Here is an 11,079-nt window from a genome sequence, read left to right on the forward strand (position 1 = left end):
AGGTTGGGCATGCGCAACCATCTCCGAGTTCACAGACATCCTCTCCGGGAACCAGTACTACCCCTGCGCAGGACCATGTACCGAGATGTGCCTCCTTGAAGCCTCTGCTCAGTCCATTACTGACACCTCATCAGGCCGCGAAATCCTCTCAGGTGTCGCAGCCGCAAAAGGTGTAGTAACCGACAAGACCACAGGTATGGAAGCCAGGATGATGGGAGAAGTTGCAAGGGCAACCGCAGGAATGGAAATCTCCGAGGTAAACAAGATCCTCAGCAAGCTCGTGCCCCTCTACGAGAAGAACTACGCAAGCGCTCCGGCAGGAAAAACCTTCCAGGAATGCTACGACGTAAAGACCATCACCCCAACAGACGAATACGTCCAGGTATACAACTCTGCAAGAAAGCAGCTTGAAGACCTCGGGCTTGTATTCTAAGCCGAAAGTCACAGCCTGAATTTATATTAAATAAACCGCAAGCCAGCGAGTTTCTTGCTGGCTAATTTTTTTTGAAAAACTCAGGCGAAACCCTTATAAACACACACTATGGATTATATGGAAAATTTTTCACGAATAGGTGAACTGATACAAGAATTCAGTGTATAAAAAAACATAAGGGGATATAAAAATGGATATGTGGACTGTTATAAATGGATTGATATATCTTCTGGCTTTTGGGCTGATGGCCTGGGTTTTGCTAGACGCTAGCAAGATTTCGAAAAGAAGGGGCTGAGACAACATGTCTGAAAACCATGAATCCGGCAGCTTGGTCAAGACTTTGCGGCCTTTCCATGTATGGGCCCTCGGAGTCGGGATCGTGCTGGTCGGGGAATACATGGGCTGGAACTTCACCGTCGCAAAAGGAGGAGTTCTGGGGTCCCTGCTTGCCATGCTGGTTGCAGGAACCATGTATGTCATGATTTCCCTCTGCGCCAGTGAACTCGGATCATCAACCAAACTTGCAGGAGGCCCTTACGACTGGGCGAGGCTATTTATCGGGCCCGGGGCAGCTGCCAGCGTAGGTCTTGCGGTGTACATGGAATATATCGCCCTTGAGGCGGCAGACGCCATTGTCGTTGCATTCATCGCACAGAGCATCTTCCCGGAGTTGCAGGTTTTCCCTGTAACACTGCTTGTTATTGCACTTTTGACCTTCATCAATTACCGGGGCGTCGTTGCGGCTCTAACCCTTAACTTCGTCCTGACAATGATCGCTTTCATTGCAATAGTGGTCTTCTTCTTTGCAACCGCTTTTGGAGCAGTAGACATCCACCCCGAATACCTTTTCCAGGGGGCTTTGCCAAACGGCATGATAGGCCTCTTTGCAGCTCTGCAATTCGGGCCGTGGTTCTACCTGGGAATAGAAGGAGCAGCAATGTGTGCCGAAGAGTGCAAGCACCCTGCAAGGGCAGTGCCTCTGGGACAACAGGCCGGAATGATCACCCTGCTCATAGGAGCGGCAATGACTCTCTACCTCTGTGCAGTGCTGATCCCTGCGGACATGCTTGGTGTTTCCGTGTACCCACTCTTTGAAGCGGCCCAGAACAGTGGCATGTTTATCTTCATCGCCCTCCTGGGACTGGGGACATTCCTGACCTGTGTTGCAAGTGCTAATGGCTGCGTTTGTGACTCGTCACGCTCCTGGTTTGCACTTTCCAGGGACAACTATGTATCGTCATGGTTCTCGGCAGTGCACCCCAGGTACAATACCCCTTACAGGGCTGTGATCTTCACCGTGCCTGTTGCAATCGGATTTGCCTTTAGCGGATTCCTGGACCAGGTTATTACCTTCTCCATTATCTCGGGACTACTCTGTTATGTCCTGATCCCCTTCTCCCTGATCCGCTTCAGGAACCTCTTCCCGGAAACAACAAGCAAAGTGCGTCCCTTTGTGGGCCCTCTTCAGCCGTATATCGCCTACTTTGCAATTGCAATCGCGATTACGATATTTTCAACGCTGTTCTGGGGCTACAAGTATAACCTGATCTTCGCCTTTGTGTTCTACGGTATTGCGTACTTCTATTTCAGCCACAGGCACAAGAATTCAAATATAGAAAACAACTGGACTGAAATGGGCTGGCCCGCACCAAAAGGTTCGGAAAATGAAAGGATAGGAAAGGAGGTGATGGGTGTTGGAGATGAATGACCCGGCTCTTGAAAAAAAGTACCACAGCAAACTGAACGGAGACACCGTCCTTGTCCTCGGCATGCTTGCCCTGCTGGTAAGCGTGGAAGGATTTGTCCTTTACAAGATCCTTTCCGAAACCTGGGAGATTGCTGGAAACTTTTTCTACCTCTACGTGATCTTCGTAGGCCTGCTGATTGCAATAGAGACAATCGGCTGTCTGAGTGTACGCAACTCGATAAAAAAACACATGTTCGAGTTCAGGTATTACGATTGAGGAGGCAGAAAAAATGGCAGAAAAAAGCTTAGTTGTAGAGGTTTTTGACATCGTATTTATCTTTGTCCTGGCCTTCGCCTGCGTGGTTATCCCCACAGTTCTCCAGGGAGCGGTACTTGTATCCTGGGGAGAAGGCGGAGCAGGGATAGGCTTTGTCTGGGACCCGGTTGGCTTCTTCAGTTTCTTGCTGGTAATAATTGCTTTCTTTGTTGTGATTCTCTATCACTCGGTAAAGCACTACAAGTACTGAAAGGGACTGAAAATACTGAAAAAAAACCGCAAAAAGGTTTAAACAGAAGTCTGCCTGATGGAGAAGTCAGGCAGATAATACTTTTTTAAATAAGGCAGAATATTTCGTTTTTTAATGCAACAATAGTTCAATTCTGCCGCATGAGAATGATCTCCCTGAAATGAGGGAATTATTCAGGGAGCAATGGAGGGATTTTTGTGGATTTGTTCCAGAAGACCCGAATCCGGCTTCTGCTCAAGGGAGTACAGGCTCAGAACCCTCTATGGAGAGTACAGGCACACCACTTAGGATGTATCCTGAAATCTCAGGTCTGTACCTCTTTAAGAAAGTATACTCGAACCCCTAAACTCCTGAGAAGCATGAATTTCTGGTCCGCTGACAATAAATGATAAAAACTAATTGTATATATAATTTTCTATTCAAATAATATTTAAAGAAATGTAGTATATATATTTTGGGATTTATGGTGGACAATAAGTAGAAGTATTTATATAGAATAGTTAGAGAACTCGATAAAAGAGGGAAAAGTATAAAAGGATATCGCCAACTTTTAAAATAAAATAAATAAGGAAAATAGGAAAAAAGGTTTGATTTCAAAAATAAATCAGGAGAATGTGGAAATCAGTTTTTCGAGCTGGATTCTCTCACTGGCAGCGTCTATAAGCCTGGCGTCGGTTTCTGAGATTTTAACAATAAGGCGTGCAATATCAGCGTCTGTTTCTCCTGAGTCTACAAGAGCTTCTGAAAGCCCTTCAAGGATATCAGTCCCGGAAAGCCCTTTTTCAATAATCATTTCATCTATAAGCTGGCGCCCTCTGGAGAAGTCCCCTACAAGAGCCGCATCAAGAAGTTCATCTACGGATTCGTCCCTGCCTTTCATGGTAGCTTCATACACGATTTCTTCTGTAATTTCAGCATCTCCTGCCCGGAGGGTAGCAAGCTGGAGAGTCTGAACAGCCCTTGCAACGTTCCCTTTAGCTAGATAAAGGATCGCGTCAAGTGCGCCACCGGAAAGTTTCAACTTTTCAGCAAGGGTGATTCTCTCGAGATGGGTTTTCAGGAGAAAATCCGGAATATATGTAAAAAAAACCTGGAGACCCCTTGAACGGAGAGGGGAAATGAGTTTCGAAGGTTTTGTAGTGGAAAGAATAAACCTGCAGGTTGCACTGTACTTTTCCATGATCCGCCTGAGAGCGTGCTGTGCATCTGAGCTAAGGGATTCTGCATTATCGACATAAATAATTTTATAATCAGCATCAATGGAAGCTGTCCCGGCATATTCGTTAATTATTTCCTTAAAAATATCTATCACACTTTTGTAGATTTTTTTAGGATCATCGGTACCCAGAATGCGGACAAAACGTTTGTCCCGTACGAGATAACGTTTTCCCTGGTCAAAAAAGTCCGAGGCGTTGAAGTATACAAAGTTGTTTTTCCAGGTATCCCCATAAAGCTTTCTGGCAAGGGCAAGAGAAGCCGTTGTCTTCCCTGAATTTTCAGGGCCGTAAAAAATAAGGTGGGGCAGGGTTCCGGACTGTACCAGTTCGGAAAGCGTTCTTACAGCATTTTCATTTCCGAGTAGTCCTTCAAGGGCATCTGCCCTGTATTTTAGAGTCCAGAGATCCTGCATAAATTTCACCTTGTTTTTCAGTTTTTGAATACTCAGTTGTTCAGGGATTTGATCTTTTCCCGGGCACTCACTCAGCCAGACCTTCACCTTCCGAGGTGCCGTTTCCTTTTGCCTCAAGCAGCTCCTTGATAACCACACCGTAAACAGGTCTTGCAACAACCACACCAATGAAAACACCAATGATAGTAGTGATTGCAAATCCCTTCAGGGACCCAAAGCCCATGACCACCAGAGGAGACATGGCAATGATCGTTGTGGCGGCTGCCCCGAAAATAATTGCAAAGGCTTTTCCGATCCTGGAAACAAAGACCTTTGTTGGCGGGAGTTTGCCTTCGTAAAGCACCTCATCTGTGATAATTACAAGGTGGTCAATACCTGTCCCTATTGCGGCAATTATACCTGCAATTGCTGCAAGGTCAAGCTGCCAGCCGATAGCTGCTGCAACTCCAAGGATCATGATGACTTCGCTGATGGAAGTCCCGACCATTGGCACCAGGATTTCAGGTCTCCTGTATCTACGGAAAACAACTGCAGCAACTGCTATAAGGGAGATCAAACCTGCTATGACGGCTTCGGTTTTGAACTGTGATCCCAGAGTTGCATCAACGTGCCCTGAACCTACTAACACCACGTTTACAGGTAAAGCCCCTGCTCGGAGGTGTATCTGGAGCATTGAGGCTTCAGTCTTGGCTGCATCATCGGTGCCTGTGGAAGCCTCCCAGGAATAGATGGGGGTTTCTTTCAGTCTGGATGCCGCAGAGTAACTGAGGGGAGCCCCATAGATCTTATTTTCATCCAGATACATATTCAGATAATGATCCTCCGGACTATCCGTAGCCCCGGTCTCGATTGCAACCTTCTGGAGAGCCCTTGCTCCGTCTTCTTTCAGAGTAAAAGGAGTGTGCCACTGGTTATCGTGGAAAGTTGGAATTCCCACGCTTACAATGGAATCTCCATAAAGGACGTGCTGGGTCTCATTTCCTGTAGTCTGTATGCGGATCTCAAATTTCCCGGGCTTTTCAGCAATATCCTTTGCCGTTGCAAGGTCGATCCCTGCAAAATCTATGAGGATATAATCTTCTCCGACAGTCCTTACAGGAATGTCTTTCAAGCCAAGGGAGTTAAGTTTGTCATTCAGGATATCTCTGGTCAGGTCCCTTGTGTCGGTGCTAACTCCTTCTTTATATGTCGAGGTCCCGTCTTCATTCTTGAGGATTGTGCCTCCGACTTTATCCATAAGGGCTGAGAGCTCTTCTTCTGTGGCTTCAGTCCGGATTTCATAGACAATACCATCTTCGGTACTGATCGGAAGCACTTCTGCATCAAAGGCTTTTGAGAGGTAAGCCTGGATCAGGGATTCTTTACTGGTAGTGAGAGTTACCTGGGTCGTTTCCTGGTTCAGCCTATCAACACTTACACTGCCAAGATCCAGGAGCTCAAGTTGTGACGCGCTAACCGGAACGGACGTTGTGAATGTGAGAGATCTGTCGGATGAACTCACTCCATCGACTTCCAGATTGTTATCTGTAACCTGGATAGGGGCCCCAATGACAGGTTCTACCATCTGGCTGACGATCATGCCCGGATCTGCATCTACCTGGGCAAGGGCTCCCTGCAATTTGATCTGAAGCCAGGAGCCGCCTTCAAGGTCAAGCCCGTAGTTCAGGTTAGTAGTTGCCCCTTCTGCAGAATTATAACCCGGGTGGATAACCACAATCGAGGCAAGTATAGCAAGTATGAAGACGATAACTCTTACATTTTTAAAGATGCTTTTTTTATCGCTCATCTGTTATACCTCCCTCTGAATTCGGGTTTCGTCACATACCACCGCAGGATCCCGGTATTGAGAAGCCAGGTGTTCATAATATCTGCAACAAGCCCAACGATCAATACAATTGAGATCTGCGAAAGGAGGGTAATCTGTGTAAATGATGGAATTATCAGGTAAGGGAAAGTTGAAACCACGTACATAACCACGAGGGCTGCAAGGGTTGTTGTGGTCATGGTAATCCCTGTCTGCATCGCCCTTGAAACCTTTTCTTCCACCGTACCCCTGCGCTTGAGTAACCTGTTTGTTAGCAAAATGTCACTGTCTACGGAATAACCTACAAGCATAAGCAGGGCTGCAACCGTTCCAAGGGAAAGAGCGATCCCTGCAACCCTCATGAAAGCAGCGGCTATTATGATGTCCGAAAAGGCAGAGAGCACCACTGCAAGAGAAGGTATAACGTTCCGGAAAATAAGGAAAACCACAATGGACATTCCTATAAAGGATATAAAAATAGCCTGAAGAGCCTGAACCTGCAGTTCCTGGCCGTAAACGGGCCCTATCTGTTTGATTTCCACGTTAGAATAGCGGCCCATTACATCTTCTTCAAGCTGGCGCTGTTCTTCGTTATCCATAACCCCGAACTGCAGGCTAACCCTGCTTCCGGTTTGCCGGGCATCCTTGAGGGGATAAGAAGAGTACATTTCTTCAAGCATAGCGGGGGAATCGGTCGTCTCTACCGAAATCTGGGTCCCACCCTGGAACTCCATTCCCAGGGATACCGGCGACCCGCTGCTTGCAAAGGAAACCAGCAGTACAACTAAAGAAACTGCAAGTACTGCAAGGGGGATTGCCAGCAACTGGCGATTATCGTGATTTTTCACGAAATTATCTAAAAATTCGGTCAAACCTGTTGCCATAATTAAATACTCCGGATGAATGCATCTATTTTTTAGAACTTATCCGAGCTTATTTATTCCGGATCTACAATCCGGAAAACATTCAGATTAGTAACACGGAAGTGTCCAGATTTACATTCCAGAACCATCCAGAATTATCGTTCAGAACGTGCATGGTAACTTTAAATTATCAGCCCTTTTCGAACTCTGGTTCCGGAAAGAAAGGTCTCACATTCCATATAGTGTAAATAAGTTGATCCGTTTCAGTTCTATATGCTATGCATTATATTAACTATTCCTCGAAAAGCAATTATTGTTCTATATAGCGTTAATTCATTTCATTTAAAATTTATTGTCAAAGGTGATATACTTCTAACGTTACAACTATATATACCAGTTACTGTCCATTAAAAATAATGACAAAAAGACCTCCCCTTGACGAATATTTTCTTGAAATAGCCTTCGTTGTAGCCAAACGGGCAACCTGCCTCAGGAACAATGTAGGAGCGGTAATCGTCCGGGATAAACGCATTCTATCAACCGGTTATAACGGAGCTCCAAGCGGCATGGAGCACTGCCTTGAGACGGGGTGTATCCGGGACCTTGAAAAGATTCCTTCAGGCACGCGGCATGAAAAGTGCCGGGCAGTGCATGCGGAACAGAACGCTATTATCCAGGCAGCCATCCATGGTGTTAGCATTGCCGGAGCAACCCTTTACTGTACACACCAGCCCTGCATTCTGTGTGCAAAAATGCTCATAAACTCAAACATTAAAAGGGTAGTATACTCAACTCCTTATCCTGACACCGATTCCCTTGATTTCTTCAGGAGCGCAGGTGTGGAAGTAGAATATATACCCTTTGAGCTGAAAGAGGGAACTTTCAGTAAAAAGTGAATATTTGAGAGTTTAACAGACGTCCTGCACCCACCTTCGCAGAAGAATCCATCCATTCGCAGAAGAATCTATCCATTAAGAGATACAAATTCATTTATGGAACAGGATAAGAGGTGGAATAATGTCTGAAGAGTTAAAAGCCAAAACACTAAAGGTAGAAGATTTGATTGAATACCAGGAAGGAGCTGTTGTAAGCAGAGAAATTATCCGTAAAGGCACGGGAACAATCACCGTATTTGCTTTCGACAAAGGAGAAGGGCTGAGCGAACACACTGCCCCCTTCGATGCCGTGGTTCAGGTAATAGATGGAAAGGCAGAAATCACTATTTCCGGCAATAAAAATGTTCTGGAAACTGGGAACATGATCATAATGCCTGCCAACGAACCCCACGCACTCCATGCCACGGAAAGGTTCAAAATGATTTTAACCATGATCCGCGCTTAATACTATTGCTTCGATTCCCAAATAAATCCATTATTTGGTGAGGGATTTGTTGATCACGAGATGGATTTTGAAGTTTTGGTTTATGGATGTAATCTGGAATCGATACACTATTAAGTCCCACTTAAATCCCACTTTAAATTTGGGTGAGTTATTTATTAGGGAGGGACTAACCCATCCCATATTCGCAAAATAATTTAAAATAGAAGTATCAGCTATCTTTTAAACCAATACCTGGAGCTCTGAAGCTCATATTTTTTAACTCATATATTTTTCTGCAGGCACCGAAGTCCTTTTTTGATAATATCCATATCTTCAGAGCGGTATATCTCGTTTATAGACGTATTCCCTTCGCAGTAATAATCAAGCCCGCGAATGATTACAACGGGAATCCCATCTGCTCCTTCTCCCATCAAAAGGTTGGCAGCACCTGCAAGCTCATCAGCAACTGCTTCCTCTGTGATCTCCAAGATTTTGCCGAAAAGGTCCTTTTCCCCTATCCAGCGTTTTATGGGTTTTATTTTGTAAATCCCTATAGCAACTCCGGTCTGCCCGATCTTGAAGGCTCTTCCGTTTGTGTCCGTAATAATGACACTTAACTCTTTACCGCTAAGCCTTTCAAACTGTTCTCCTAGTTTTGAGGCACTTGCGTCCGGATTTTCAGAAGGGTAGAGCAAAAACCCGTGTTCAATATTGGACTCGTCAACCCCTGCATTTACACAGGTATGTCCTGCAAGTGTTGTCACAAGCATGAAAGGTGCTTCAACAAAGACTTCTCCGCTCCTGGCAAGGACAGCCTGAATGAAGCGTGCATCTTTCCCTGTCCGGGATGCGATCTCAAGAGCCTGTTTCCCTGGGGTAATATCTTCGAGCCTGAAGATTTCCCCTTCGGCTTTTGCAACAATGGTTGAGGCAATAATAACAATGTCTCTGTCCTGAAGTTCAATTCTCTCACAGATGAGGGAGGGCAGGTCGTCCCCTTTGTGTATAAGGGGAATATTTTCTACAGCAATGGCTTCAAATTTCAAGAGGCTTCCTCAAGATTTTAAAATTATAAGATATGGAGTTAATAAGATTTTTAGGAATATATAAAGTAAGATTTTTGGGAAGATTTATGAATGGGATTTGTAATATCGGGCTCTGTTAGAATGATAAAATGTGATTTCTATGAATCAGATTGATTTCACCGGGTTATGGAAACAATCCTGTAAACGAATAATTTATAGCAGTAAAGGCAGTAACCATAAATAAGACCACCGATATACTGAGTTTTGCGGCGATGATGAGAGTTACCCCAGCTGAGCAAAAGATGATGAGAACAATTTCCTGATGCCGCACTTTTCACTTTGTTTCTTATTTTATTTTATTTTATTTATGAAGTGTCTTTTCAAGGGCATATTTAAGAATTTTTATCTAGCTTGCAAACCAATTTCTTAAGGGGTGTTAAGTATGAGCCAGTACGACCTGAGTGAAATCATAGAGAAAATAAAAGAAAAAAACCCTTTTGATTTTAAAGAAAGTCACCAGGGCAAAACTCGAGCCTTAAGAATTATTGTAAGCAAACTTTACTATTCCCTGAACTATGAAAAAGAGCCCCATGCAACCCGGGAAAAGATAACTCAACTTCTCCTTTACCACGGGCAGTTCAGCAGGGAAGAGATCGATGAAATCTTCAAAGCATCATCCAGGGAAACCACTGAGTATTCCATCGAATTTCTAAAGCAGCATCCGGAACTTGCAAGAGCTGAAGCCCGGAAGAGTAACGAGTTCCCGGATGAAGAAGATGAAGAAGACGAAGAATGGGAAAAACCCATTGAAATTAAGTATATTTTCCCGCACTATACCTGAGCCTTAATCAAAACTATTTCTGAAAAAGGTAAAATCAGGAAAAAGTAAATTAAAAGCAACCGATGAGAAAAACAGCAAATCAGTCGTAAATAAATTGATAAAAGGTAAAATGATTGGAAAGATAAGCGAGCAAGAAGAAAAATATGAAATTAAAAGACTGCGATTTTTTTCGCAGTCCCTGTTACAACAAAAGTCACTTTCCTGCAATCAGGAGGGTCACTCAATTTCGATCTTCTTTGTCGGCTCTTCAATTTTCACTTTTGGAAGTGAAATTGTCAGGACCCCGTTTTCCATTTTTGCAGTAGATCCTTCCTCTCTGACACTGGCGGGCAGGCGGACAGTACGGTAAAATTGTGTATATGCTCTTTCCCTGCGCAGGTATCCTTCTTCTTCGGATTCCTTTTCCTTGCCGGACTTAGCGCTGATCTCAAGCATATCCTCTTTGAGATTAATCTCAACGTCTTCTTTATTAATCCCCGGCAGGTCTGTGGTGACAAGGAGTTTGTCTTCTTCTTCCTTGATGTCAATGGCAGGAGTATATATTTTTCCGCCTCCCCATTCTTCCATTGGCATAAAGTCTTCAAACAGCTGGTTCAGACGATCCTGTGTCCTTCTGATCTCATCAAAAGGGTCCCAGCGAGCAGGTCCTGAAAATGATTTTTTAGCAGGCCATTTCATCTTATATTCCCCCTTAATTAAAAAATTGATGCAGATATGTATGCGATATTTTGGATATATTGAGAAAGGATATATACGTTTTCCTAGATATATTTCACTATCTGATAACAAATAATTTCACTAAATAGTATAAAAATGGATAATAAAATCAAATTGCGTGCGGCCACCCCACCCTAAAGGATGGGGTATGCTGATGGGCCGCACGCCCGGTTATTCTGGCACTTAGAAATCGTTAATTTTCCGTTGCCCAGACTTCTTTAATCTATGTGAT

General features: G+C 44.4%; 12 protein-coding genes. 7 read left to right on the plus strand and 5 right to left on the minus strand.

The features are described from left to right. The 4 genes from PHF18_RS17570 to PHF18_RS17585 all read left to right on the plus strand — a co-directional run. On the plus strand, positions 1–433 hold a 433-nt coding region (locus PHF18_RS17570; RefSeq protein WP_300104965.1), incomplete at its 5' end, for a monomethylamine:corrinoid methyltransferase. A 301-nt stretch (positions 434–734) separates the two neighbouring features. Continuing rightward, the gene (locus PHF18_RS17575) at positions 735–2,141 is read left to right on the plus strand and encodes an APC family permease (protein ID WP_300104966.1); all 1,407 of its coding nucleotides are present in this window, start codon (positions 735–737) and stop codon (positions 2,139–2,141) included. Then, a complete protein-coding gene (locus tag PHF18_RS17580) occupies positions 2,134–2,397 on the plus strand; it encodes a monomethylamine permease (protein WP_300104979.1) in 264 nt (87 codons plus the stop codon). Before PHF18_RS17575 ends, PHF18_RS17580 begins: the two co-directional genes overlap by 8 nt. A 13-nt stretch (positions 2,398–2,410) precedes the next feature. Continuing rightward, the gene (locus PHF18_RS17585) at positions 2,411–2,647 is read left to right on the plus strand and encodes an AcrB/AcrD/AcrF family protein (protein WP_300104968.1); all 237 of its coding nucleotides are present in this window, start codon (positions 2,411–2,413) and stop codon (positions 2,645–2,647) included. 604 nt (positions 2,648–3,251) lie between these two features. Here the strand turns inward: PHF18_RS17585 and PHF18_RS17590 are convergent. From PHF18_RS17590 to PHF18_RS17600, 3 genes are all read right to left on the minus strand, one after another. After that, on the minus strand, positions 3,252–4,277 hold the full coding sequence (locus tag PHF18_RS17590; protein ID WP_300104969.1) for an AAA family ATPase: 1,026 nt from the start codon (positions 4,275–4,277) through the stop codon (positions 3,252–3,254). A 67-nt stretch (positions 4,278–4,344) separates the two neighbouring features. Next, the gene (locus tag PHF18_RS17595) at positions 4,345–6,063 is read right to left on the minus strand and encodes a preprotein translocase subunit SecD (RefSeq protein WP_300104970.1); all 1,719 of its coding nucleotides are present in this window, start codon (positions 6,061–6,063) and stop codon (positions 4,345–4,347) included. After that, positions 6,060–6,965 carry a protein translocase subunit SecF gene (locus PHF18_RS17600; protein WP_300104971.1) on the minus strand — a complete coding sequence of 302 codons (906 nt, stop codon included), beginning with the start codon at positions 6,963–6,965 and terminating at the stop codon, positions 6,060–6,062. The genes PHF18_RS17595 and PHF18_RS17600 overlap by 4 nt, the downstream gene beginning before the upstream one ends. Before the next feature lie 395 nt (positions 6,966–7,360). On the opposite strand from PHF18_RS17600, the gene PHF18_RS17605 reads away from it, so the two are divergent. Continuing rightward, positions 7,361–7,840 carry a cytidine/deoxycytidylate deaminase family protein gene (locus PHF18_RS17605; protein WP_300104973.1) on the plus strand — a complete coding sequence of 160 codons (480 nt, stop codon included), beginning with the start codon at positions 7,361–7,363 and terminating at the stop codon, positions 7,838–7,840. A gap of 121 nt (positions 7,841–7,961) precedes the next feature. After that, positions 7,962–8,285: a cupin domain-containing protein gene (locus tag PHF18_RS17610; protein WP_300104974.1), complete on the plus strand. Its 324-nt coding sequence runs from the start codon at positions 7,962–7,964 to the stop codon at positions 8,283–8,285. A 260-nt stretch (positions 8,286–8,545) separates the two neighbouring features. On the opposite strand, the gene PHF18_RS17615 is transcribed toward PHF18_RS17610, so the two are convergent. Next, positions 8,546–9,310 (minus strand): coenzyme F420-0:L-glutamate ligase, encoded by a 765-nt coding sequence (locus PHF18_RS17615; RefSeq protein WP_300104975.1) that lies wholly within the window; start codon positions 9,308–9,310, stop codon positions 8,546–8,548. Between the two features lie 421 nt (positions 9,311–9,731). On the opposite strand from PHF18_RS17615, the gene PHF18_RS17620 reads away from it, so the two are divergent. Continuing rightward, positions 9,732–10,130 (plus strand): hypothetical protein, encoded by a 399-nt coding sequence (locus PHF18_RS17620; RefSeq protein WP_300104977.1) that lies wholly within the window; start codon positions 9,732–9,734, stop codon positions 10,128–10,130. Between the two features lie 216 nt (positions 10,131–10,346). Here PHF18_RS17620 and PHF18_RS17625 read toward each other — a convergent pair whose 3' ends face one another. After that, positions 10,347–10,808 (minus strand): Hsp20/alpha crystallin family protein, encoded by a 462-nt coding sequence (locus tag PHF18_RS17625; protein ID WP_300104978.1) that lies wholly within the window; start codon positions 10,806–10,808, stop codon positions 10,347–10,349. Positions 10,809–11,079 lie beyond the last annotated feature (271 nt).

The sequence above is a fragment of the Methanosarcina sp. genome (genome assembly GCF_028693135.1).
Taxonomy (GTDB): Archaea; Halobacteriota; Methanosarcinia; order Methanosarcinales; family Methanosarcinaceae; genus Methanosarcina.

Excerpts from the sequence above, each read along its gene's own strand:
- PHF18_RS17575 (WP_300104966.1), top strand. The coding sequence starts at position 735 with ATGTCTGAAAACCATGAATCCGGCAGCTTGGTCAAGACTTTGCGGCCT.
- PHF18_RS17580 (WP_300104979.1), top strand. The coding sequence starts at position 2,134 with ATGAATGACCCGGCTCTTGAAAAAAAGTACCACAGCAAACTGAACGGA.
- PHF18_RS17585 (WP_300104968.1), top strand. The coding sequence starts at position 2,411 with ATGGCAGAAAAAAGCTTAGTTGTAGAGGTTTTTGACATCGTATTTATC.
- PHF18_RS17590 (WP_300104969.1), bottom strand. The coding sequence starts at position 4,277 with ATGCAGGATCTCTGGACTCTAAAATACAGGGCAGATGCCCTTGAAGGA.
- PHF18_RS17595 (WP_300104970.1), bottom strand. The coding sequence starts at position 6,063 with ATGAGCGATAAAAAAAGCATCTTTAAAAATGTAAGAGTTATCGTCTTC.
- PHF18_RS17600 (WP_300104971.1), bottom strand. The coding sequence starts at position 6,965 with ATGGCAACAGGTTTGACCGAATTTTTAGATAATTTCGTGAAAAATCAC.
- PHF18_RS17605 (WP_300104973.1), top strand. The coding sequence starts at position 7,361 with ATGACAAAAAGACCTCCCCTTGACGAATATTTTCTTGAAATAGCCTTC.
- PHF18_RS17610 (WP_300104974.1), top strand. The coding sequence starts at position 7,962 with ATGTCTGAAGAGTTAAAAGCCAAAACACTAAAGGTAGAAGATTTGATT.
- PHF18_RS17620 (WP_300104977.1), top strand. The coding sequence starts at position 9,732 with ATGAGCCAGTACGACCTGAGTGAAATCATAGAGAAAATAAAAGAAAAA.
- PHF18_RS17625 (WP_300104978.1), bottom strand. The coding sequence starts at position 10,808 with ATGAAATGGCCTGCTAAAAAATCATTTTCAGGACCTGCTCGCTGGGAC.